This window comes from Tepidibacillus infernus, from assembly GCF_048898065.1.
GTDB lineage: Bacteria > Bacillota > Bacilli > Tepidibacillales > Tepidibacillaceae > Tepidibacillus_B > Tepidibacillus_B infernus.
Genome location: NZ_JBLWFI010000001.1, coordinates 1,961,942 through 1,985,261 on the forward strand (window position 1 = coordinate 1,961,942; position 23,320 = coordinate 1,985,261).

The window sequence follows — 23,320 nt, forward strand, 5'->3', positions numbered from 1 at the left end:
TTATATCATAGCAAAAAAAGACAACTTTAGGCTACGACTAACCGAAATTCATCTCCCACTTTCACTGGTGCTGGCACACCTTCACGTTTAGAAGTGGGAGACTTCTTTCGGAGGGAAGTTAAAAAATGATTCGATAGTATATGTATATTCCTACACCAAACATTTTATATTAAATTCTCTAAAAATAATAGATTTTTTTGAATTCGCTTTCAATTTTTTCAATTAATCTTTATAATAATTTAAAATGATATATTTCTTCACTATACGAAATGAGGGATTTAAGTGGAAGTGGGCTTTTTAGAAGTGTTAATGATCGGATTTGTCCTTGGAATGAAACACGCCATTGAGCCTGACCATATCATCGCTGTCTCAACGATTGCCAGTCAAAGTAAAAGTCTTTGGCGATCTTCATTAGCAGGCGTTTTCTGGGGAATTGGCCATACGGCAACGATTTTCATTGTTGGCATCTCTTTTATTTGGATAAAAGGGGAAATCCCTGTAACATGGGCCATGTCCTTAGAATTTTTAGTTGGGATTATGCTTGTCGTTCTTGGAGTCTCAACGATTCTTACCTTCAAGAAAAATAAGATTCATGTTCATCATCATGAACATAATGGGATCGCTCATATACATTTTCATGATCGTCACGATTCTCATGTCCATCCAAAAGACGAAAAGAAGCTTTCCTATTTAAAATCTTTAATGATTGGTTTTATTCATGGACTAGCAGGCAGTGCAGCTATGATTATTTTGACAATGTCTACCGTACATAATCCCATAGAAGGAGCCATTTATATTCTCGTTTTTGGGGTGGGAACAACGATTAGTATGTTATCCTTTACTACCCTAATCGGTATTCCTTTTGTTTTAAGCGCAAAACATATTCAGATGAATCAATCCTTAACGATTTTTGCCGGGGCATTAAGTATGATATTTGGATTCTATTATATGTACAATTTGGGGATTACTGAGGGTTTGTTTAGCATGTGGGTGCAATAAAGAAAGTAAGACTGCTTACTCATTTTGGAGGTAAGCAGTCTTTTGCAATTTCTATACAGTCCTATTGATTCACGATTTCTTTTGCTTTTTTGATGATATGTTCAGCAGTTAGTCCGTATTTTACTAATAACTCATCTGGTTTACCAGATTCTCCAAAGGTATCTTCTACACCGACGCGTTTTACATCAGTTGGTGCGTATTCAGTAACCACTTCAGCTACCGCACTTCCTAGGCCACCATAGATATTGTGTTCTTCGGCAGTAACGATTCCTTTTGTTTCTTTTGCTGCTTGAATTATGATATCCTTATCAATTGGTTTAACGGAAGACATGTTGATCACTCGGGTAGAAATCCCTTCTTGATCAAGCTGTTTTGCTGCCTCGATCGCAGGACTTAGCATGACACCCATCGCAATGATCGTAACATCCGTCCCCTCTTTAACAACAGTTCCTTTACCAATCTCAAATTTGTAATTCTCATCAAAAACAACTGGAACCGCTGGGCGACCTAAGCGAATATACATCGGGCCATCGTAATCAACAGCCGCATGAATCACTTGCCTTGTTTCTTCAGCATCTGCTGGTACAATGACAGTCATATTAGGAATCGCTCTCATCATCGCAATATCTTCGACTGCTTGGTGTGAAGCACCATCTTCTCCTAGAGTAAGCCCAGAGTGGGTAACCGCGATTTTTACATTTAACTTAGGATAGCAAATGGAATTTCGAATCATATCGCCCACTCGTAATGTTCCAAATAGAGCAAAGGTGCTAACGAAAGGAATTTTCCCTGTTGTTGCTAAACCTGCAGCAGTACCGATCATATTGGCCTCGGCTATTCCCATATCAAAGAATCGTTCTGGGAACTTTTTGGCGAAGTCGATCGTTTTGGTGGATTTCGCCAAGTCAGCATCTAAGACAATCACATTTGGATTTTTTTCTCCCACTTCTACTAATGCTTTTCCATAGGCATCACGGGTTGCAATCTTAGTCATTTTGCTTCCCTCCATTCAATTCTGCTAATGCTTGCTCCAATTGTTCAGCATTTGGTGCTGTTCCATGCCAACCTACTTGATTTTCCATAAAGGAAACTCCTTTTCCTTTAACCGTATTAGCAATAATCATCGTTGGTTTCCCTTTGGTTTGTTTTGCTTCTTGAACAGCCGAATCAATTTGATTCAAATCATGGCCATCAATTATGATTACATGCCAGCCAAATGCACGGAATTTTTCGTCGATTGGGGCTGGGTTTATAATTTCATCGACTTTACCATCAATCTGTAAATGATTGTAGTCGACGATGGCTGTTAAATTATCTAATTTATAATGTCCAGCTGCCATGGCTGCTTCCCAAATCATTCCTTCTTGTAACTCTCCATCTCCAAGCATTGCGTAGACACGATAATCCTTTTGATCCAACTTTCCAGCTAATGCCATCCCATTGGCAGAAGACAATCCTTGACCAAGGGAACCCGTACTTTGTTCTACTCCAGGAAGCGATTTACGACTTGGGTGTCCTTGAAGGCGAGAGTTGATTTTTCGGAATGTCTTTAATTCATCCTTTGGAAAAAATCCTTTTTCTGCTAATGCAGCATAAAGAACTGGACTAGCATGTCCTTTACTTAATACAAAACGGTCACGGTCTGGATCTTTAGGGTTCTTAGGATCAATGTTCATCTCATGAAAGTATAAATAGGTTACGATATCTGTGGCAGATAAAGAACCACCAGGATGTCCAGAACTTGCTTCAGCAACCATTTTAACAATTTCTTGACGAATGGTATTGGCTGTTTTCTTTAATGAAGCCAAAGTTTGTTCATCTAAAGCCATTTTTATCCCTCCAATTTTTATGTTTTTTATAGATATATTTTGTGGTTTATTTTAAACATTCTCTAATTCTTATATTAATACCTTTTACGTTCTAGAGATTCTACTACGTAAATAGGCATCAATAAATGCATCAATTTCTCCATCCATCACCGCGTTCACATTTCCCGTTTCCGTATTGGTACGATGATCTTTGACCATCGAATAAGGATGGAAGACATAAGAACGGATTTGACTTCCCCAACCAATTTCCTTTTGTTCTCCACGTAATTCTGCCAATTGTTTTTCTTGTTCTTCGATTTGCTTTTCATATAATCTTGCTTTTAATAGTTTCATCGCTTTTTCCCTGTTTTTAATTTGGGAGCGCTCTGATTGGCAAGTTACAATAATATTAGTAGGTAGGTGTGTAATCCTTACCGCTGAATCGGTCGTATTGACATGCTGTCCTCCAGCGCCACTGGAACGGTAAGTATCTATTTTCAGATCCTCTGTGCGAATTTCTATATCGATTTCATCTTCAATTTCAGGTAAAACATCAACAGAACTGAATGAAGTATGTCGTCGTCCTGAAGCATCAAAAGGAGAAATACGTACCAAACGATGAACTCCTTTCTCTGCTTTTAAGTAACCATAGGCATTGTGGCCTTTAATTATAAGAGTTACACTTTTAACCCCTGCTTCTTCACCTGCTAAATAATCTAGGACTTCTACTTTATACCCATGATCCTCAGCCCAACGAGTATACATTCTCAGTAGCATTGAAGCCCAATCTTGAGACTCTGTACCACCTGCACCAGGATGAATCTCTAAGATGGCATTGTTTTTATCATATGGATCGTTAAGCAATAATTGTAATTCAAACTCAGAAAAACGCTTGCTAAGAGATTTCATACTTTTTTCAAGCTCAGCAAGCATTGCTTCATCATTTTCCTCTAAAGTTAATTCAAGCATCACTTGAATATCTTCAAATTGTTGCTCAAGGTCTGTCATTTGCTCAGTTAATTCTTTCAATCCGTTGACTTCACTAATCACTTTTTGAGCCGCATCATTATCATCCCAAAAATCCGGCTTAGCCATCACTTCTTCTAATTCTTCTATTCGGCTCTTTTTTTGATCAATGTCAAAGAGACCCCCTGATTTCTGCTAAACGCTTAGCCATCTTTTCTAATTCATGTTTTATTTCGCTTTCTGTCAGCATCTACTTCACCTCTTAGGTAAAATTCACCTTTCCATTCTAACATAGTTTGCCCATTCCTCCAACAAATAATGGAGATGTAAAAGAACCAAGTAGAAATTCTACTTGGCCACGATCAAATTATGCTGTTGCGCCATGACAGTGTTTATATTTCTTACCACTTCCACATGGGCAAAGGTCATTTCTTCCTATTTTTTCAGCCGCTTTTGCTGGTTTTTTCTTCGTTTGTTCACCTTTTGTATCTACCGCTTGACCCACTGCGACAGCTTCTCTTTGTAAGTTATTCTGGATTTGTGCCTTCATGATATAAGTGGCCACTTCTTCCTCAATTGCTTGAATCATTCCCTGGAACATTTCAAAGCCTTCCATTTGGTATTCACGCAATGGATCAGTTTGTCCATAAGCACGTAAATGAATACCTTGACGCAATTGATCCATCGCATCGATGTGATCCATCCATTTACTATCTACTGCACGTAATAGAACAACCTTTTCAAACTCTCTCATATTTTCTCCAAGTTGTTCTTCACGTTCTTGATATTGTTGTTCTATCCTTTGACGGAAAAGCTCAATGATCTCTTCAGGTTCTTTCCCCCAAATATCTTTTTCCGTAATCGTTCCTTCTTTTAAGAAAGTCCGGTTTGATTGTTCAATAATCGCTTTTAGATCCCATTCTTCTTGGACAAGCTCTTCAGGGCAATGAAGGTGTACCAAACGTTCTACATAGTTCATGATCATACCAATAACCACGTCACGTAGATTATCGCTTTCAAGCACTTCGCGACGTTGACGGTACATCACTTCACGTTGTTGGTTCATCACATCATCATACTGTAAGACAGTACGACGGATATCGAAGTTTTGTCCTTCTACTCGTTTTTGGGCCGATTCAATTGCCCTTGTAACCATTCGGCTTTCAATTGGTTGGTCTTCTTCCATTCCCAACTTATCCATCATACCCATGATATGCTCTGAACCAAATCTTTTCATAAGTTCATCTTCAAGTGAAAGATAGAATTGAGTAGAGCCTGGATCTCCCTGACGCCCTGAACGACCACGAAGCTGGTTATCGATTCGTCTACTTTCATGACGTTCAGTACCAATAATATGGAGACCTCCAAGCTTGGAAACTCCGTCTCCTAAAACAATATCTGTACCACGGCCAGCCATGTTTGTTGCGATTGTAATAGTTCCAGGTTGGCCTGCTTTTGCTACAATCTCTGCTTCTTGGGCATGGAATTTTGCATTCAACACATTATGAGGAATGCCTTTACGCTTTAACATTTCAGATAAAAGCTCAGACTTTTCAATCGAAGTAGTACCTACTAACACAGGTTGTCGCTTTTGATAGCGATTAACAATTTCATTTACAACAGCTTGGTATTTTGCCCTCTCTGTTTTATAAATCACATCAGGCATATCTTCACGGATCATTGGCATATTCGTTGGAATCACCACAACGTCTAAACCATAGATCTTTTTAAATTCTTCTTCTTCTGTTTTAGCTGTACCCGTCATTCCCGCTAGTTTTTGATACATTCTGAAGTAATTTTGTAAGGTGATCGTAGCAAGTGTCATGCTTTCGTTTTGAACTTGAAGTCCTTCTTTTGCTTCGATCGCTTGATGAAGTCCATCACTATAACGGCGGCCATGCATCAAACGGCCAGTAAATTCATCAACGATAATCACTTCTCCATCTTGCACCACATAATCTCGGTCACGTTTCATCAACACTTTTGCTTTTAATGCCTGAGTAATATGGTGATTTAATGTGATATGATTTGTATCATATAAGTTATCAATTCCAAAAGATTTTTCTGCTTTTTCTACCCCTTCATCTGTAAGAGCAACAGAATTGGATTTAATGTCCATTGTATAATCTTCTATTTCTTTTAGGCGATTGACAAAATGAGCAGCAGCATAATAAAGATCCGTAGATTTTGCTGCTTGCCCAGAAATAATTAAAGGTGTTCTTGCTTCATCGATTAAGATGCTATCCACCTCGTCAATAATTGCATAATTTAAAGGTCTTTGCACCATTTGTTCTTTATACAAAACCATATTGTCACGTAAATAGTCAAAGCCAAATTCATTGTTGGTTCCATAGGTGATATCTGCTGCATAAGCTTCTTGCTTCTCTTGGGCAGATAGATCATGAATATTTAGCCCAACAGTTAATCCGAGGAATTCAAACACTTGCCCCATTTGATTACGGTCACGAGTTGCAAGATATTCGTTAACAGTCACCACATGTACCCCTTTACCTTCAAGGGCATTCAGATATGCTGGAAGGGTGGCGACCAAGGTTTTTCCTTCCCCAGTCTTCATTTCAGAAATTCGGCCTTCATGGAGAACAATCCCACCTAAGATTTGCACATCAAAATGGCGCATTCCTAATACGCGCTTTGCTGCCTCCCGCATAACTGCAAATGCTTCTGGTAATAAATCGTCTAATGTTTCGCCTTTTTCTAAACGTTGTTTAAATTCCGCCGTTTTATCTCGAAGTTGGCTGTCTGAAAGTGTACTAATAGTTGACTCCAACTGATTCACTTGATTGACTATTTTATTTAAACGTTTAATTTCCCTATCGTTGGTATCACCAAAAACCTTTTTTACCAATCCAAGCACGGGAACATCTCCTCTCAGAGAACAAAAATATGTTCATTATTTCAACAATATCAAATTTTATTTTATCATGTTTTGCGGTATAAAAGTCAAATTCTCCTATAAAAATACTAGATTTATTTTTTCCATATCGCCCGAATTTAGCCAAAAAACACCTTTATTCTTTTAAAAAATCCTCTATTTTAAATTAACGAGAAAAATGCATATTAGTTTCATTAGCTATACAGAGATATATCATTTTACGATAACCTGATGGAATCAATCTAACAATTAGGGTATAATTAATTCGATCATTATTTTTTAGAAAAAGATATACAAACACGTGTTCTTGTTATATAATATTTTTAGCAACTACTGTACGACATAAAACCTATTTTAAAAATGAATTGAAAGGAGGCATAACCGTTGGAACAGGAAATTTTAATGCAAATCATGGATAAGCTTACACAAATGGATAACAAAATAACATCTATAGAAAATAAAATCACAACTATGGAAGACAGAATGACATCTATGGAAGACAGAATCACATCTATAGAAGACAGAATGACATCTATGGAAGACAATATCAGTCAACAATTCCAAGTCGTTTATCAGAAACTAGATACTATATCTAAACAAGTTGCAGATAATACGGAACAAATTAACCAAATCGGCTTTCTTTATGCAAAAGTCGAAAAAAGGGTTGACCAATTAGAAACGGATGTAAAATTAATTAAAAAAGTATTGGCTCTTTCTTAAAAAGCCCTCAAATAAAAGGTTTATATATTCCATCGCGCTCCGTCATCCGTACCCTTCTATGAATAAAGATTAAGGAGAGAAGGGCACTTCTGAAAGTCGCAGCTTATGGAATATATAAACCCCTAAATGACAAAATGACAAGTGGAAAAAACCAGACTAAAGCATTAAATCGCTTTGGTCTGGTTTTATTTTACTCACTCTTTATTTTTTAAAATTCTGGCTCAATTAACGCATATTTTCCATCTTTACGTTTATAAACAACATTCATCTCATCTGTTTCTGCATTAGAAAATACGAAGAAATTATGTCCTAACATATTCATTTGTAAAATGGCTTCTTCTATATCCATTGGTTTAAGGTTAAATCGTTTGGTTTTAACAACCTTAAAATCATCTTCCTCTTCTTCGGAAACTTTTCCATTTGGCTCTTCTTTAAATAAGGTCTTTAGGCTACCTTCTTGTCTAAATTTTCGGTTGATCTTTGTTTTGTGTTTTCTGATTTGTCTTTCAAGCTTTTCTACAACTAAATCAATAGCTGCGTACATGTCTTCACCAGACTCTTCCCCTCTTAAAACGACCCCAGGGAGTAATACGGAAACCTCGACCGTGTGCAGATCTTTTACTACCTTCATGGTTACGTTTACATCTGAGGTAGGCGGAGTATCAAAATACTTCTCAATGCGACCTACTTTCTTCTCTACATATTCTCTTAATGCTTCGGTCACTACAATGTTCTCTCCACGAACGTTAAATTTCATGGTAAACTCCTCCTTTCATAGTTATATTTATTCCCTGTTTTCAGCAAAAATCCTTCTTTGATTTTTAAAAAAAGTATAGAAAAATATGTTACGGTTTGTAATATTAAAATGCGCTCCTTCATCCATGCCTTTCTCTGAATAAAGAGTAAGGGAGGAAGAAAGTTACACTTTCTGCATACTAAATAAAACCCCTCTATAGGTATAGAGAGGTTTACGTTATCAATGTATATGTAACCTAAAAGGGATTATAACTTGATAACATTTGCAGCTTGAGGTCCACGATCTCCCTCAACAATGTCAAATTCAACAGCTTGACCTTCTTCTAAGGTTTTGAAGCCTTCGCCTTGAATGGCTGAAAAATGAACAAATACATCGCCACCATCTTCTCTTTCAATGAATCCAAAACCTTTTTCTGCATTAAACCATTTAACTTTTCCTTGCATCTACTGACACAATCCTTTCATCAATAAAATCCGAGAAATTTCTCTCCATTTGAATATAACACTGTAAGTTCCATACAGTCAAATGGATTTTGAGATCTTTCCCCATTTCTATTTTTTCAAAAAGATTACTTATTTATACTTAATTTACCTCTTATGATCTCTCACTTTATAGAACCTTGCTTAAGAAAGACTGTGTTCTTGGATTTTGCGGATTGGAAAAAATATCCTCTGGTGAACCTTGCTCGACAATTTTTCCTCCATCCATAAAAATGACTCGATTGGAGACCTCGCGAGCAAAACCCATTTCATGGGTCACCACAACCATTGTCATTCCTTCCTTCGCTAACTGCTTCATTACTTCTAACACTTCGCCAACCATTTCTGGGTCTAAAGCAGAGGTTGGTTCATCAAAAAGCATGACCGTTGGTTCCATAGTTAAAGCTCTAGCAATGGCCACCCGTTGTTTCTGACCACCAGATAATTGGTCTGGATAAGTATCCGCTTTTTCCAAAAGCCCAACTTTTCCTAAATACTTTTTCGCTATCTCTTCGGCCTTTTCTTTAGGCATATTTAATACCTTAATCGGAGCAATGGTTAAATTATCCAGAACTGTCATATGAGGGAATAAATTAAAATGCTGGAACACCATACCTACGTGGGTTCTAACCATATTTAGATTAACCTTAGGATCAGATAAGTCATCACCATTAATAACCACTTTTCCTGCTTGAAACTCTTCTAAACGGTTTAAGCAACGTAAAAAGGTACTTTTTCCTGAACCGCTTGGACCAATCACGCAGACAACTTCCTTAGGCTGAATATGAACATCAATTCCTTTTAACACTTCAAGTTGATCATATTTTTTATATAACCCTTCAACCTTAATCATTGGAAAACTTCCTTTCTAACCCTCTAACCCCACGTGACAAAATCAATGTTAAGATTAAATAAATCGCAGCAATCGTTAAGTATGGCGCAAATGTTGTAAATGTATTTTTAGCGGTCATTTGGCCGGCATAGGTTAATTCAGGTGTTGCAATAACTGCTAATAAAGAAGAATCCTTTAACAAAGCGATAAATTCATTTCCTAGAGGAGGTAACATTCTTTTGAAGGCCTGAGGTAAAATAATATACCTCATGGCTTGTCTATGACTCATTCCTAAAGAACGAGCTGCCTCCATTTGCCCTTTATCAATCGATAAAATACCTGCTCGGAAAATCTCTGCTACATAAGCACCGGAATTTAAGGATAAGGCGACAAAGCCGGAAAAAATCGCAGAGGGTGATTGGTCCCCAAAAAAGGCCGGTAACACCGCAAAATGGACAATTAAGATTTGTACATATAATGGGGTACCTCTAAATAAATCCACATAAATACGGCTAAATAACTTATAAAAGCGATTTTGAGATAGTTGTCCCAAGCCAATAAAAAGGCCAATGATCGTCCCAAAGGAAACCCCCACTGATGTTAGAAGAATGGTGTACCCTACGCCACGGAAAAACCAATATCGATACTCAAATACTGCACTCCATTCATTCATCATAAACCCTCTTTTCACGCACTGAACGATAATTCATATCGTTAGCTATTATTCAGCAAAATATTTATTGTAGATCTCTTGATATTTGCCATTCTCTTTAATTTTCTTTAGTCCTGCATTTAATTGATCTAACAATTCTTGATTTCCCTTTTTCACCATCAAACCATAAAATTCTTTTTCAAATCGGTCATCTTTCACTACTTTAAGGTTTTTGTCAGGGAATTGTTTTAAAAATTCTCCTAATACTGCATTATCACCAACTACTGCAACAATCCGTCCAGTTAACATATCATTAACTGCAGTGGGTAAGTCTACATATCCCTTTGCACCTGCATAATCTTTACCAAATACCTTTTGAACGGCTTTTTCACCTGTTGTTCCACTTTGAAAACCAATATTTTGTTCTTTAAGATCATCAACAGAAGTTACGGTTGAATCTTCTGGAACTAAGATATATTGTGTTGCTTCAAAATAGGGCTCTGTAAAATCGTAACTTTGCTTGCGCTCGTCATCAATCGTAATTCCGGCTGCGCCAATATCTGCTTTCCCTGTAGAGATCGAATTCATCATTGGATCCCATCCTACGTGTTGAATATTCACTTTAAATCCTTGTACTTCAGCAATAGCATTCACTAAATCCATGTCAAATCCGACAACTTCTCCAGATGGTAACGTAGATTCAAATGGCGGAAAGGTTGCATCTGTTACCACTGTATAGGTTTTTGTACCCTCTTTCGCCTGATTTTCTGTTTTATTTTCTTGGCTTGCACCACAACCGATCAAGCCAATACTGCCTATGATCAAAATAAGTGATAATATTCCTATTTTAAAATTTCTTTTCACTGTAGTTCCCCCTTGTTAGCATATTTGGTTACAATGATAATTTATGAATAACTTTTTATTTTTATCCACCCGAATGATTATACATACATTAGAATAAAAAATCAATAGAAAAGTTTGTATATTCCAACGCGCTCCGTTGTCCGTGTTTTTCTAGGAATAAAACATTAGGAGAGAAAGTACTTTCTTTAGTAAAAAAAAACAGGCTTGCTATTTTACAACACGTAAAATGACAAGCCTATTTTTTACCCTATCATGAACTCGTACAAAACCTAGCTAAACGACCTATATTTACTCAGCAAAATATTTGTTATAGATTTCTTGGTATGTTCCATTCTCTTTAATTTTCTTTAACCCATCCTGTAATTTAGACAACAATTCCTGATTTCCTTTTTTCACGATGAAACCATAGTATTCTTTTTCAAAAGCCTCATCTTTCACTAATTGTAGTTTTTTATCAGGATTCTGCTTTACGAACTCTGCTACCACAGCATTATCCCCTATAACGGCAGCAATACGTCCTGTAAACAAATCGTTCACAGCTGTCGGTAAATCGGCATAGCCTTTTAATCCTTTATAATCCTTACCAAAGATATTTTGTGCAGCTGTTTCCCCAGTCGTTCCACTTTGGAAGCCTACATTTTTTCCTTCAAGGTCTTTGGCAGAAGAAATATTTGAGCCCTCAGGTAATAAAATTAACTGTGTGGCTTCAAAATATGGATCTGTAAAATCATACATTTCTTTACGGTCATCACGAATGGTGATTCCTGATGCACCAATATCTGCGTTGCCGTTTTCAACTGCCTTTAACATCGCTTCCCAGCCAGTATGTTGAATTTTGATCTTAATCCCTGATGCTTCAGCAATGGCATTCATCAAATCAATATCAAAGCCGACGATTTCCCCAGATGGTAATGTCATTTCAAATGGAGGAAACTCGGCATTGGTAACCACTACATAGGTTTTGTCTTCAGCGGTTTTTTGTTCTGCATTTTGATCTGCAGCTTGACCTTGATCTGTCTTTTCTGTTGGTTGACTGGTTGTACTTGTACCACAACCTATCAACCCAATAACTCCGAATAGTAAGATGATAGATAATAATGCCATTTTTATCCCTTTACTTTTCAATTAAAAAACCCCCTCTTAATGTTCAAAAACAATTTGTTTGTATTTTGTATATGTATTATTATACATATATGCGAATAAATATCAATCACTTTTTTGCAAATCAATTTTATACGATAAAATTGATCTTATTCACAGACCCTCTTCATTATCTACAAACCTATCCACAAGCTTTATCCCTTTATCCATACTTATTCACAGAGTTATGCACATTATCCACAGGTTTTTGTTCACATTGTGCACAAGAATAGGCGTTCTTTTAAGGAAATATTAAGAAATTTTAATATACAAACCCTTAAATGACAAGTGGAAGAAAGTTATACTTTTTTATCTTTAATAAATAGAATAAAAAAAGATCGGTTGAATTTAACCAATCTCTGCAATACTGTTAGCTAATTTCTATCATTGTTTTTTACCTTTCAATTAGCCTAAGATTACTTTTTTAATCTGAGCAATATCCCGTTCGTTTTGTAGTATCTTGGTATGGGCGAATTCAATATCTACATTTTGAGTAGACAACATTTTAGACATTTCATCTTGGTTTTGCTTAATCTCTTTGATATCTTGTTTCATCACAGCGATATCTTGTTTCATTTCATTCATTTCTTGTTTCATTTCATTCATATCTTGTTTCATTTCATTCATTTCTTGTTCCATTTCTTCTAAATGAGAATTAGTAGCACCTACAATCCCTATCAATTGTTGAATCATATGATCTTGATGATCTAGTCTTCGATTTATCCGCTGATCCATTTGATTAATTAAATCATAAATCCCCTTTAGTTCTTCACTCATCGCCATCATCCTTTTCCCCATTTTCCTTCTTATTATATCATATTTTGGACAGATAGGGGCTTTATAATGGTTCGTTTTACTAAGACTCTAATGTTGTAAATAAGGTTTAAATGCCTCTTGAACCTTTTTTGACCAATCCAGATAGTGAGGAAATAGCTGTTCTTTTAGTGTATCTGCTAGTAGTTGATAGTTTCCTTCCTCTTGGTAGGTTAAAACCTGTTCAAAAATAGGGAGAAAATCATCAAAGGAACGGATCGAATCATGAACCTCCCGATCAATTTTCTTCATAATGTTCCAAGACAAAAAATTGGCTTCTTGAATCGACTTAAAGGCATCAATACAATTGCTAAAGATGGTCACATCCAAATGACTTTCTTTCTTGATGCGAATCGAAAGGTATTCAATACCTTCATCACAGATTTGCAACATTTCAATATAATGGTTTAAAAAGATCACCTGATTATCTTGTAAAACAGTATCATCATAATAGTGATCGTCATCATTGTGTTCATGATGATGATTATGCTCATCTTCGTGGTCGTGGATGTGTCCCATCATTTAATCCCCCATTATTTGCGTTTATCAAAAAACATCCCATCAAACGAGACAGATACGACCGTTTGTGCATATTTTTTTTGAACCATTTTTTGATGGCGTATCTGTTTAAGATCTGCCTCAATCTCATCATATCGTTTTTTTAATAGCTCATCAATCGAATGATTAAGTTGAATAATTTTCCCCCCTAGTATTTTTTCTTCATCGTGCAACACTTTTGGCAACTTGGAAATGAGTTCTTCGCGCCGATCTAGAAATTGATTGATTTGTTCAATATAGGCGTCCCTTTGCTCTTTTTGCGGCTGGATGAGTAAATATTGATAGAATTGATTTGCTAGCTCATATAATTGTTTTATCAGACTCACTAGATTTGTCCACCTTGGCCATATTGGATTCTACGGTTGATTTGAATCACTTCTTTCCAAGTATCGCGAAATTCTACCACATAACCTTCTACTTCATTTAGTATTTCGATATCATTTTTTAAGTTGGCTTCAATTAAACGGTTTAGTATATAGTCATACATTTGCATCATATTTTTGGCCACTTCATAATCCATGTTTAGAGAAATCATCAATTCACGGATAATGTTTTGCGCTTTGATTAAGTTCGTGTTCTTCTCCTCAATCTTATGATCAACAATCGCTTGTTTGGCATGCTTGATAAACTTCAAACAGCCATTATATAACATCAAGGTAAGCTCCCCAGGCGAAGCGCTATTGACTGTATTTTGTTGATAGGCTTGGTATGGATTCTGGATTGACATGCAATCACTCCTTCGTTAACTATTGTAATCCCCCACCAAATTGTTGCATGAGATAAGCCGATTGTTGATTAGCCCGTTGAATCGCTTGTTCCATCGCTGTAAATTGGCGGTAATATCGATCTTCAATCTGAAGCAAACGATCTTGAAAAGCATCAATGCTTTTATCGACTCGGTCTAAATCTTTGCCAATAGTATACTGGCTGTTAGCTAAATAGGTATTTCCAGCTTTTGCTTCAATATTTGACATCGTATTTTTTATGGTGTCGCGAAGTCGTTCTGCAATCCCACTTTGGTCAGACACTAATTTTCCATTCGCATCTTTTACTTCTTTATTAAATAAATCATAAATGGCCATTGGATTTTGGGAAATCGCATCCCTTAATTTAGCCTCATCCTTCAGAATCAACTTTCCTTTATCCGTATAACTACTAGATGTCTCAATACCAATACTAGCTAGTTGATTGATCGTTACATTTTGTCCTTTTTTTGCATCATAATAGGTTCCAGTCAGACCAGTTATTGGGCTATAAATATCTAACCTCATTTGGTTTAATCCACTTGAAAGAATCGAATCATTGCGAATTAAACCACTTTTAGCCTTTTCTTCCCATAACTCAATTTGCTTCTCCGACATGTCCTGTTTTTGTTCATCTGTTAAAGGGAGATAATCTCGATAACGTTCCTGCGAAATCTTATCATTGATCTTGCCGATGATCTCGTTATATTTATCAATAAATTTGACCACAGAATCAAAAATCGCATCGGTATCTGTTGTGGAAGTAAGAGTTACAGGTTGAACAATGCCAGATGAATCAAGTGTAGTATTTTTTAAGGTGTATTCATAGCCATTGATTTGAAAAGTATTAGAAGTTCTTTCCATAGACATACCATTAAATGTAAATTTGGCATTTTGCCCAGTTTGACCTATAGAATTACTAGCTGCTGTGTCACTATCTGCCGATAAACCGAGTACGCTTGTCATAAAGTTATAGCCATTGGTATCGGTATCCATTATTTTTATTTCAGGTTGGTTTGCTGCATCACCTGTATTTTTAGCCGAAAGAACCACTTTCCCACTTTTTGAATCATAAAAGGCATTCACATCTAATTTTTTATTGATTTCACTCATCACTTGGTTCAAACTCATCGTATTCGGATCAACAGTGATTGATTTTTCTGCGACCGAACCGTCGGACTGAATCGCCTGGATATGAATATTAAATGATGTTGTTGGTAGATTAGCCCCATTGACCAGATTATCCTTTTGATTTACTAATAAGTCATCTGGATTAAAGTTTTGATTACTTCTTATATCCCCAGCACTCCACATAGAAGCAGCTTTTGCTAATTGTGAAACACCAATCTGTGTATTGATGTCTGTAGTACCATTTATATTTTTAGCGGTTACAGCACTCTCATTGGAACTAGAAATCACCTTTTTTAAAAAAGTACTTTGTCTGCCAATTCCATCCGTTTGTGTCACACTGATAAATTGGTCTAGCTCTGTTAAAAGTTTATTCATCTCTCGGTAATCATCACGTTGCCATTCTAGGATTTGCTTCTTTAGTGTCAGTTTATTTAAAGGCATTCGTTCCGCCTTCATCAAATCCTTAATAATACTATCAATATCGATTCCAGAAGCAAGACCACTAATTCTCATTACCATTTTATTCACCCCTACCTTTAAATTTTACGATCGACAATTAATCCCATATATTCCATCATCGAAGCATACATATCTAAGAATTTTTTCGGTGGAATCTGTTTAATCACTTCATTGGTCGTTGTATCGACGATCTCCACATAATATTCGTTTAACTTATCATGTAACTGAAACTTAAGGGATGTATGAGCTGGTTCTAAAAATTGATTAATCCCCTTAATCGTCTTTTCGATTTGTTCTTTATTGACCTCTTGTTGATTTGATACTTTAACATTCTCTTCAACAGAATTTTCAACCTGTTCTAAAATTGGCCTCTCTTGAGTTTTGCTTTGCATTGGAAGGGTAGACCGTAACGATGAAATCCGATCAATACTCAAAACCATCACATCCTTCTATTCATCACAATTCTTACTATTTATATCGGAAGGTTTTATCGATTATTTTACATTTTTTTTATTATGTTAGAATTATGGCGGATTCCAATATAGGAAAGGTATCAGGAAAATATACTATTGATTTTAAAAAACAGCATGGGGAAATTACGGTGAATATGAAGTAGAGATAGCGTAGTGCTACCTCTTTTTATGACTAATTCTGATAAATTAAATCAAAATTCAGATACATTTTTTAAAGGATTATTTAATAGAATTTCAACAATTTTAAGATCAAATTCTGTGTCAATATCTAAAGAGCGTTCCTTAGGCATAATATATGGAACAGTTTCATTTGTTAAGAAAGTTTTTGATTCTACTAATTTTTCAGTTTTTGCTATATATATAGCACCATTCAATACATAAACTTTAGGAGATTCTTGTCTTCTATTTATTATCTTATCTTGACTAAGAACTGCAACCATTTTATCATTCTCAATTGCGTACATCCAGTAAGGACTTTTATCAGCCTCATTTACTGTAACACAATAATCATATAGATTTCGTAAACACTTTTCTATGCACCCATCAATATCATCTACTCTACGTAAAGGGGAGGTTGGTTGCAACAGGACAATATAATCAAACCCATGTAACGTCTCTATAGCATGAAGTACTGGATCAATTCCAGGAGTATCATCTCTTGCTAATTTTTTTGGGCGTACAAAAGGAACCTCACAATCATATTCGTTCGCTACTTGAATAATCTCTTTATCGTCAGAGGAAAGAATTAACCGATCAATATATTTCGATTTCCTTGCTTCTTCAATAGTCCATGCAATAAGGGGTTTCCCTGCTACTTCTCTAATATTTTTCCGAGGAACTCCTTTTGAACCACCACGAGCAGGGATTATTCCTAATATTCTCTTTCCATTTAACATTAAAACACCTCATTATATTCCTTATTCGCTCTCTTGAAATCATCTAATCTACCAATATCTAACCAATATTCTCTAATTGGGAATACTAGAGATTCTAATCCTCTATTAATGATATTTTCAAATAAACTTGGCATATCATAGAATTGATTCTCAGGTATCATAGGCAAAACTTCTGGATTTAAAACATAAATTCCAGCACTTACAAAATAGTTGTTAATAGGTTTTTCTTCTATAGTAAGTAAACGATGATTATTAATTTTTACTACACCATATGGAATTTGATAACTAAACTCTCTAACACACATAGTGGCTTGACCTTTCATATTTATATGAAAGTCTATCAATTGTTGGAAATTAATTTTAGTCAATATATCTCCATTCATAACAATGATTGGTTGATTAGGTATATCATTAATAAGACTTAATGCTCCTGCCGTTCCTAGTCTTTTATCTTCGTATAAATATCGTATTTCAATTCCCCATTTAGAGCCATTACCAAAATATTCTTTTATCATTTCTGCTTTATAATTAACGGATAAATAAAACCGATGAAACCCTTGATCAATAAAATTTTCTATTATTGTTTCTAAAATAGGTTTACTTCCTACTTTAAGTAACGGTTTAGGTGTATTCTCAGTTAATGGTTTCAAACGAGTTCCTAGTCCTCCTGCCATTATAACGACCCAATTATCATAAGATTTGACTCCGACAAGATTATCTAAAAACTTTACACTTCTTAGCATCCCATTTTCATCAATAATAGGAATATGATGAATTCTATTTTTTTTTAAAATTGATAGAATATACTTATCGTCATCACTTACTTTCGCCGTAATTGGTTGTCGATTCATAATTTCAATAACTCTTGAATCAAAAGAGATACCTTTTAGAATTCCCCTACGGATATCACCATCCGTAACAGTACCCAATAATCTCTGGTGATTATCTACTACTAATGCAATTTGCAGTGCCCCTTTGTCTAGGATTTCAATCGCATTTAAAATTGAAGTATACGGACCAATCAAAATGCTTCTCCAATCTCTCATTTCAATACCTCCCTAGCAGGTACCCCTACAACGGTAACATCTTTCGGTACATTCCTAATAACTACTGCCCCAGCTCCTATTAAACAGTTTTTACCTAAAGTAATTCCTTGAATAACTGTGGCACCTGTTCCTACATGTACTCCATCTTCGACTTTAATTCCTCCAGATAATGTTACTCCCGGTGCCAAATGCACATGTGACCCTATTTTACAATCATGATCAATTGAAACTTTTGTATTTACAATCGTATTCTCCCCAATGCTTGTTCCAGGTTGAATAATTGCCCCTGCCATAATTTGTATCCCTTCTGAAAGTTCAATATCAGTAGCTAGGATTGCAGAAGGATGTATGACATTAGCAAAAACATATCTTTTTGATTTAAAATATTCATAGATTTCTTGACGTTTTTTTGTGTCACCAATGGAACCAATTCCATTTATAAGTCTTATTTCTTTATGATTGTATTTCAATATTTCCTTATCATTCCCAATCACTTTAAATCCAAATAATGTATTTTGATTACAATTTGGTAATGTAATCCCTAAGATATCAGCTGATTGAAGCTTTAATATTTCAATTAATACTTTTGCATGCCCACCGCCACCAATTACTATAATAGGATAATTCATGACCTCACCATCTCATCAGCTTCATAATCTTTATCTGAAGTTTTATTTAGCCAATCCCAATAATGCATAGGAGAAATTCCATTACCTGATCTTTTTACAGTTAGATTTTTTTCAGTAAAATGTTCTCCTTTTTTGATTTTAGTCGCTGTTACCAAACTTTTCCTAACAATTAACTTGTTTTTAAATTCTGATAAGGTAGGACTTTTTATTGGTGATCCTAAAGCCATTTCTACTTGTCTAATTGATCTTATCATTTCTTTCAATTCATCAGGTTCTAACGATGCCTTATGATCTGGCCCAGGTAGGTTTTTATTTGAGGTAAAATGTTTTTCTATTATTCTTGCTCCACGCGCCACGGCTGCTATTGGTATAGCAATTCCGGTAGTATGGTCAGATATTCCTACAGGTAATTGAAAGGCATGTTTTATTGTATCCATTGCTTTAAGATTTACTTCATCAAACGGTGCAGGGTATTCAGAGGTACAGTGAAGTAAAGTGACTTTTTCTTGCAAAACCTGTTGGCCTTTAATTCTAGCATAGGCTTTTTGAAAAACCTCTAATGAAGGTTCTTCATTTAAGTTTGTATAGCCATAGGCTAATACACTAAGAGCTGCTTCAATTTCACTAAGCGTACTCATTCCTGTTGATAGAATCACAGGTGTCCCTGTTTTAGCAATTTTTAATAATAAAGGTGCATTTGTAATATCACCAGAAGAAATTTTAATTCTTGATAATTTTAATTGGTTAATTAAAAAATCTGCACTTTCTAAATCAAAGGGAGTTGATAAAAATTCAATCCCTTTTTTATTAGCGTAATCCATTAGAACCTTATGAGAGAATTCATCCAACTCTAACTTCTTTAACATATCGAATTGGGATTCATTATTGTTTGTTGTTCTTTTTTGGTAATCTGCTTTCGGCGCATTTTTTACTGATATTTTATTTGCTTTAAAGGTTTGAAATTTTATAGCATCTGCACCAGCTTCTACCGCTGAATCAATTAATTTTTTAGCTAGTTCTAATGAACCATTATGATTAACACCGGCTTCAGCAATGACAAAAGTACGAGGGTGATTTTGTATCATTTTACATTCACCTCAAAAAAATGTTTTTTAAGTAATAGCTTATAATCACTTATTTCTTTTAAATGTTTAACAATACGTTTTGAACTATTTCCATCCCCATAAGGATTTGTTACATTAGAACAGTCTAATTGAAAAGCTAAATGTATAGCTTTTAGAATCTCTTCTTTAATTGGTGGAGTATTTATAACTGAAGAAGCCAATAATCTACCTTTTTGCCGATCTCCAATATTAACTGTAGGCTTTTTAAAAGAGGGTACTTCATAAAGTCCACTTGAAGAATTTCCTACAACAGCATCAACATATAAAATCGTACTCAAATATTTAAGTTGACCTAATGAGGTATAAGCTTTTGCATTAGGATGTGATAAAACAAAATCATCAATCATTTTAATTAAAAGACGACCATCTGAATCAGCATTGGGCTTAGTAAAGATAAGGCCTACATCTGCCCCTATAGAATCTAGAGCATCCAATAGTTCGTGAAATTGGCGGAATGCAGGTTGATCGTCCAAAGTTACTGGATGGAAAGTAATTAAGAGATTTTTATCCTTTAGTTTAAAATCAAGTGATCGTTCTACTTCTGATCGACTTAGTAATTTTAGACGATTAATATGATCCAACCCTGGGCTTCCCACATTATAGATATGTTTTGGATTTTCCCCGAGTTGCCTAACTCTCTTAGCTGCTTCCTCATTTGTAACAAAATGCAAATGAGACATTTTTGTAATACTATGGCGAATTGCTTCATCATACGCCCCCTCCGTCGTATCACCGCCAGCAATGTGTGCAATTGGAATCTTTGCAACCATAGCAGCTTGGGCAGCAGCTAAAATTTCATATCTATCGCCTAACAATACCATAAGATCAGGTTTTAAGCGTTCTAGTGCGTCTGCAAAACCTATAATACCTAGACCAATTGATTTCGCAATCCCTACAGATGTATCACTTGATAATAGCATTTCTACCTTCTCATCTACATTAAAACCATCTTCTTCAATTATTTTATAAGTTAAACCAAATTCAGGAGATAAATGCATACCAGTAACAATAATCTGAAGTTTCATTTCTTCATCTTGCTGAATTTCTTTCATTAACCAATAAAGTAAACCGTACTCTGCCCGACTGCCTGTTACCACACATATCTTTCTTTTAACCATTGCTTCCTCCTAAATTAGGACTACTAGGAATATTAATCAAACGTTTTTCAATATCTTCTGCTACAGATACATCCATTGTAGGGTATTTTTGAAACATAGGTAATTTATGCATCAAAGTCCATGCTGGACGGGTCATAATTCCGTTACTATTCGTCATTTCTAATAACGAATCTCGATAATAACTTTTTTCCCTGTCAAGAAGTAATACATTTAGCCAATAGTTACTTTTAGCAAATTCTGGCTCAGTAAAAAAGGTTATCCCATCAACCTGTGTAAAAGCCTTTTTATATTGATTAGCCAAGGATCTTTTTTTCTCTAAAAAAGTAGGCAGTTGTTCTAATTGGGCACATCCTAATGCGGCATTTATATTAGGGAGTCGATAATTATACCCAACTTGATCATGGTCAAATTTCCATTTATGAGGTAGCTTTGCGGTTGTTGTAATATGTTTTGCTTGTTTAGCAATGATTTCATCATTTGTTAATATTGCTCCACCACCTCCGGTGGTAACTACTTTATTACCATTAAAACTTAATGCGGAAATTTTCCCCCAGTTTCCTGTATGCCGCCCTTTATAATAGGCTCCTAAGGACTCCGCTGCGTCTTCTACTAATTCTAGTTTATATCTTTTGCACACTTCAACTAAAGGGTCTAAATCTACAGGATGTCCAAAAGCATGCATTGGAACAACAGCTTTAATCCTTCTTCCACTGAGTTTATTAAAACAACCATCACGCCGAACATTTACAATCTCTTTAAGATAACCTTCTAATTTATGTGGATCTAAACCTAGAGTTTTTTCTGATATATCTACAAAATGTGGAATAGCTCCTAAGTATTTAACAGCATTTGCAGTTGCTACAAAAGTCATATCAGGGATTAACACTTCATCATTAGACTTTACACCAACGAGTTTCAGGGAAATATGTAAAGCTGCCGTTCCATTAACCGTTGCAACCACGTATTTTACTCCTGTTAATTCTGCTAAAGCATGTTCAAAACGATCAACATATTGACCCACAGAGGAAACCCATCCAGAATCTATACATTCCTTGACATAATTCCATTCGTTTCCACCAAAAAACGGTTCATGTAACGCGATAAAATCTTTATCTTTGGGCAATACACTTTTTAAAGTATTTATGATGGTATTTAGATCAAAATTTTTTTTCATATGTTATAAATCCCCGCTTTGTAGCGATTTAGATTTTCAAGATTTGTAAACCAATTGATTGTTTCTTTTAAACCTTTTTTAAATCCTTTAACCCCACCATAATGTGGTTCCCAGCCTAATAATTCTTTAGCCTTCCTATTATTCGCCCATAAACGTTCAACTTCACTTTTTTCAGGTCTTATACGAATATTATCTGTTTCAATCTCTATTTCTTTTCCCATTAATTCAGCAATTAGGTGGGCAGTATCACCAATCGATATTTCAAAGCTACTACCTATATTAATAACCTCACCAATTGATTCATCTGATTTCGCTACCGAAATAAAACCTTGTACAGTATCTTTTACATAATTGAAATCGCGTGTAGGATGTAAGGCACCTAATTTAATTTTTCTTTCTCCTTTAGCAATTTGGGTAATTATCGTTGGAATAACAGCACGTGCCGATTGTCTAGGACCATAAGTATTAAAAGGGCGTATTATCGATACAGGCATATTAAAAGATTTATAAAAAGAAATAGCGATTTGATCAGCACCTATTTTTGATGCAGAATAAGGAGATTGTCCCTGTAAAGGATGTTCTTCATCAATTGGAACATATTTTGCTGTGCCATATACCTCACTTGTTGAGGTGTGAACTACTTTTTCAATACCAAGTTCACGAGCTGCTTGTAAAATATTTAAAGTTCCTTTTATATTGGTATCCACATAGGTATCAGGTGAATGATAAGAATAAGGTATAGCAATAAGAGCGGCTAAATGAAAGACAATATCACAATCTTTCATTGCTTGTTTTACACCATAGGGATCCCTTATATCTCCCGAAAAAACCTCAATACTGTTTCTAATTTCGATTGGAGATTGGTCTAACCATCCCCATGAATTAAAGGAGTTATATAGTACAAACGCTTTCACATTATTTTCTCTTCTAACCAATTCCTCAACTAGATGAGAACCAATAAATCCATCTGCACCAGTAACCAATATTTTTTTTCCTTTAAGATTCACTAGAATATCCTCCATAACTCTTTTTATTTTAATTATCGG

The 23,320-nt window shown here is 35.4% G+C and carries 25 protein-coding genes; 2 read left to right on the forward strand and 23 right to left on the reverse strand.

The window, feature by feature from the left end:
- The first annotated feature begins 282 nt into the window (after positions 1-282).
- A complete protein-coding gene (locus tag TEPIDINF_RS09865) occupies positions 283-999 on the forward strand; it encodes an urease accessory protein UreH domain-containing protein (protein WP_421691882.1) in 717 nt (238 codons plus the stop codon).
- A 61-nt stretch (positions 1,000-1,060) separates the two neighbouring features.
- On the opposite strand, the gene TEPIDINF_RS09870 is transcribed toward TEPIDINF_RS09865, so the two are convergent.
- The 4 genes from TEPIDINF_RS09870 to secA form a co-directional block, all read right to left on the reverse strand.
- A complete protein-coding gene (locus TEPIDINF_RS09870; RefSeq protein WP_421691883.1) occupies positions 1,061-1,993 on the reverse strand; it encodes a transketolase family protein in 933 nt (310 codons plus the stop codon).
- Positions 1,986-2,828, reverse strand: a complete 843-nt coding sequence (locus TEPIDINF_RS09875; protein ID WP_069801022.1) for a transketolase — start codon at positions 2,826-2,828, stop codon at positions 1,986-1,988. The genes TEPIDINF_RS09870 and TEPIDINF_RS09875 overlap by 8 nt, the downstream gene beginning before the upstream one ends.
- Positions 2,829-2,912: 84 nt before the next feature.
- Positions 2,913-4,023, reverse strand: a protein-coding gene (gene prfB / locus TEPIDINF_RS09880) for a peptide chain release factor 2 (RefSeq protein ID WP_153012042.1) whose coding sequence is annotated in 2 segments (ribosomal slippage) — positions 2,913-3,947 and positions 3,949-4,023 — 1,110 coding nt in all. Because the reading frame shifts where the segments join, the coding sequence is not laid out codon by codon here.
- A 117-nt stretch (positions 4,024-4,140) separates the two neighbouring features.
- A complete protein-coding gene (gene secA / locus TEPIDINF_RS09885) occupies positions 4,141-6,648 on the reverse strand; it encodes a preprotein translocase subunit SecA (RefSeq protein ID WP_421691884.1) in 2,508 nt (835 codons plus the stop codon).
- Positions 6,649-7,050: 402 nt separating this feature from the next.
- Between secA and TEPIDINF_RS09890 the strand changes: the two genes are divergently transcribed.
- Positions 7,051-7,386 (forward strand): hypothetical protein, encoded by a 336-nt coding sequence (locus tag TEPIDINF_RS09890; protein WP_421691885.1) that lies wholly within the window; start codon positions 7,051-7,053, stop codon positions 7,384-7,386.
- A 208-nt stretch (positions 7,387-7,594) separates the two neighbouring features.
- Here the strand turns inward: TEPIDINF_RS09890 and hpf are convergent, their stop codons facing one another.
- The 19 genes from hpf to TEPIDINF_RS09985 form a co-directional block, all read right to left on the reverse strand.
- The gene (hpf, locus tag TEPIDINF_RS09895; protein ID WP_068726209.1) at positions 7,595-8,143 is read right to left on the reverse strand and encodes a ribosome hibernation-promoting factor, HPF/YfiA family; all 549 of its coding nucleotides are present in this window, start codon (positions 8,141-8,143) and stop codon (positions 7,595-7,597) included.
- A 245-nt stretch (positions 8,144-8,388) separates the two neighbouring features.
- Entirely contained in the window at positions 8,389-8,586 is a 198-nt protein-coding gene (locus tag TEPIDINF_RS09900) for a cold shock domain-containing protein (RefSeq protein WP_068726213.1), read from the reverse strand.
- Between the two features lie 166 nt (positions 8,587-8,752).
- Complete coding sequence (locus tag TEPIDINF_RS09905; protein WP_068726215.1) at positions 8,753-9,475, reverse strand: amino acid ABC transporter ATP-binding protein; 723 nt, start codon at positions 9,473-9,475, stop codon at positions 8,753-8,755.
- On the reverse strand, positions 9,468-10,130 hold the full coding sequence (locus tag TEPIDINF_RS09910) for an amino acid ABC transporter permease (RefSeq protein WP_068726217.1): 663 nt from the start codon (positions 10,128-10,130) through the stop codon (positions 9,468-9,470). The genes TEPIDINF_RS09905 and TEPIDINF_RS09910 overlap by 8 nt, the downstream gene beginning before the upstream one ends.
- Before the next feature lie 45 nt (positions 10,131-10,175).
- Positions 10,176-10,970, reverse strand: coding sequence for a basic amino acid ABC transporter substrate-binding protein (locus TEPIDINF_RS09915; protein ID WP_421691886.1), 795 nt, complete (start codon positions 10,968-10,970; stop codon positions 10,176-10,178).
- Positions 10,971-11,258: 288 nt separating this feature from the next.
- Entirely contained in the window at positions 11,259-12,095 is an 837-nt protein-coding gene (locus TEPIDINF_RS09920) for a basic amino acid ABC transporter substrate-binding protein (RefSeq protein WP_421691887.1), read from the reverse strand.
- 420 nt (positions 12,096-12,515) lie between these two features.
- Positions 12,516-12,896, reverse strand: a complete 381-nt coding sequence (locus TEPIDINF_RS09925; RefSeq protein ID WP_421691888.1) for a hypothetical protein — start codon at positions 12,894-12,896, stop codon at positions 12,516-12,518.
- Positions 12,897-12,974: 78 nt separating this feature from the next.
- The gene (locus tag TEPIDINF_RS09930; RefSeq protein ID WP_421691889.1) at positions 12,975-13,445 is read right to left on the reverse strand and encodes a DUF8042 domain-containing protein; all 471 of its coding nucleotides are present in this window, start codon (positions 13,443-13,445) and stop codon (positions 12,975-12,977) included.
- Between the two features lie 11 nt (positions 13,446-13,456).
- Positions 13,457-13,807: a flagellar protein FliT gene (gene fliT / locus TEPIDINF_RS09935; protein WP_421691890.1), complete on the reverse strand. Its 351-nt coding sequence runs from the start codon at positions 13,805-13,807 to the stop codon at positions 13,457-13,459.
- The gene (fliS, locus tag TEPIDINF_RS09940; RefSeq protein WP_421691891.1) at positions 13,807-14,208 is read right to left on the reverse strand and encodes a flagellar export chaperone FliS; all 402 of its coding nucleotides are present in this window, start codon (positions 14,206-14,208) and stop codon (positions 13,807-13,809) included. Before fliS ends, fliT begins: the two co-directional genes overlap by 1 nt.
- Positions 14,209-14,227: 19 nt before the next feature.
- Entirely contained in the window at positions 14,228-15,874 is a 1,647-nt protein-coding gene (locus TEPIDINF_RS09945) for a flagellar hook-associated protein 2 (protein WP_421691892.1), read from the reverse strand.
- A 17-nt stretch (positions 15,875-15,891) separates the two neighbouring features.
- Positions 15,892-16,248 carry a flagellar protein FlaG gene (flaG, locus tag TEPIDINF_RS09950; protein ID WP_421691893.1) on the reverse strand — a complete coding sequence of 119 codons (357 nt, stop codon included), beginning with the start codon at positions 16,246-16,248 and terminating at the stop codon, positions 15,892-15,894.
- A gap of 230 nt (positions 16,249-16,478) precedes the next feature.
- Complete coding sequence (locus TEPIDINF_RS09955) at positions 16,479-17,183, reverse strand: acylneuraminate cytidylyltransferase family protein (RefSeq protein WP_069801031.1); 705 nt, start codon at positions 17,181-17,183, stop codon at positions 16,479-16,481.
- Entirely contained in the window at positions 17,183-18,229 is a 1,047-nt protein-coding gene (locus TEPIDINF_RS09960; protein ID WP_421691894.1) for a nucleotidyltransferase family protein, read from the reverse strand. The genes TEPIDINF_RS09955 and TEPIDINF_RS09960 overlap by 1 nt, the downstream gene beginning before the upstream one ends.
- Positions 18,226-18,858 carry an acetyltransferase gene (locus TEPIDINF_RS09965; RefSeq protein WP_421691895.1) on the reverse strand — a complete coding sequence of 211 codons (633 nt, stop codon included), beginning with the start codon at positions 18,856-18,858 and terminating at the stop codon, positions 18,226-18,228. The genes TEPIDINF_RS09960 and TEPIDINF_RS09965 overlap by 4 nt, the downstream gene beginning before the upstream one ends.
- Positions 18,855-19,943, reverse strand: a complete 1,089-nt coding sequence (neuB, locus tag TEPIDINF_RS09970) for an N-acetylneuraminate synthase (RefSeq protein WP_421691896.1) — start codon at positions 19,941-19,943, stop codon at positions 18,855-18,857. The genes TEPIDINF_RS09965 and neuB overlap by 4 nt, the downstream gene beginning before the upstream one ends.
- Positions 19,940-21,100, reverse strand: a complete 1,161-nt coding sequence (gene neuC / locus TEPIDINF_RS09975; protein ID WP_421691897.1) for a UDP-N-acetylglucosamine 2-epimerase — start codon at positions 21,098-21,100, stop codon at positions 19,940-19,942. The genes neuB and neuC overlap by 4 nt, the downstream gene beginning before the upstream one ends.
- Positions 21,093-22,274: a LegC family aminotransferase gene (locus TEPIDINF_RS09980; protein ID WP_421691898.1), complete on the reverse strand. Its 1,182-nt coding sequence runs from the start codon at positions 22,272-22,274 to the stop codon at positions 21,093-21,095. The genes neuC and TEPIDINF_RS09980 overlap by 8 nt, the downstream gene beginning before the upstream one ends.
- Positions 22,271-23,281, reverse strand: coding sequence for an NAD-dependent 4,6-dehydratase LegB (locus TEPIDINF_RS09985; protein ID WP_421691899.1), 1,011 nt, complete (start codon positions 23,279-23,281; stop codon positions 22,271-22,273). Before TEPIDINF_RS09985 ends, TEPIDINF_RS09980 begins: the two co-directional genes overlap by 4 nt.
- Positions 23,282-23,320 lie beyond the last annotated feature (39 nt).

Excerpts from the sequence above, each read along its gene's own strand:
- TEPIDINF_RS09925 (WP_421691888.1), bottom strand. The coding sequence starts at position 12,896 with ATGATGGCGATGAGTGAAGAACTAAAGGGGATTTATGATTTAATTAAT.
- hpf (WP_068726209.1), bottom strand. The coding sequence starts at position 8,143 with ATGAAATTTAACGTTCGTGGAGAGAACATTGTAGTGACCGAAGCATTA.
- TEPIDINF_RS09900 (WP_068726213.1), bottom strand. The coding sequence starts at position 8,586 with ATGCAAGGAAAAGTTAAATGGTTTAATGCAGAAAAAGGTTTTGGATTC.
- neuC (WP_421691897.1), bottom strand. The coding sequence starts at position 21,100 with ATGGTTAAAAGAAAGATATGTGTGGTAACAGGCAGTCGGGCAGAGTAC.
- TEPIDINF_RS09905 (WP_068726215.1), bottom strand. The coding sequence starts at position 9,475 with ATGATTAAGGTTGAAGGGTTATATAAAAAATATGATCAACTTGAAGTG.
- TEPIDINF_RS09870 (WP_421691883.1), bottom strand. The coding sequence starts at position 1,993 with ATGACTAAGATTGCAACCCGTGATGCCTATGGAAAAGCATTAGTAGAA.
- TEPIDINF_RS09960 (WP_421691894.1), bottom strand. The coding sequence starts at position 18,229 with ATGAGAGATTGGAGAAGCATTTTGATTGGTCCGTATACTTCAATTTTA.
- TEPIDINF_RS09980 (WP_421691898.1), bottom strand. The coding sequence starts at position 22,274 with ATGAAAAAAAATTTTGATCTAAATACCATCATAAATACTTTAAAAAGT.
- TEPIDINF_RS09875 (WP_069801022.1), bottom strand. The coding sequence starts at position 2,828 with ATGGCTTTAGATGAACAAACTTTGGCTTCATTAAAGAAAACAGCCAAT.
- fliS (WP_421691891.1), bottom strand. The coding sequence starts at position 14,208 with ATGTCAATCCAGAATCCATACCAAGCCTATCAACAAAATACAGTCAAT.
- TEPIDINF_RS09945 (WP_421691892.1), bottom strand. The coding sequence starts at position 15,874 with ATGGTAATGAGAATTAGTGGTCTTGCTTCTGGAATCGATATTGATAGT.
- TEPIDINF_RS09955 (WP_069801031.1), bottom strand. The coding sequence starts at position 17,183 with ATGTTAAATGGAAAGAGAATATTAGGAATAATCCCTGCTCGTGGTGGT.
- TEPIDINF_RS09965 (WP_421691895.1), bottom strand. The coding sequence starts at position 18,858 with ATGAATTATCCTATTATAGTAATTGGTGGCGGTGGGCATGCAAAAGTA.
- neuB (WP_421691896.1), bottom strand. The coding sequence starts at position 19,943 with ATGATACAAAATCACCCTCGTACTTTTGTCATTGCTGAAGCCGGTGTT.
- TEPIDINF_RS09910 (WP_068726217.1), bottom strand. The coding sequence starts at position 10,130 with ATGATGAATGAATGGAGTGCAGTATTTGAGTATCGATATTGGTTTTTC.
- TEPIDINF_RS09930 (WP_421691889.1), bottom strand. The coding sequence starts at position 13,445 with ATGATGGGACACATCCACGACCACGAAGATGAGCATAATCATCATCAT.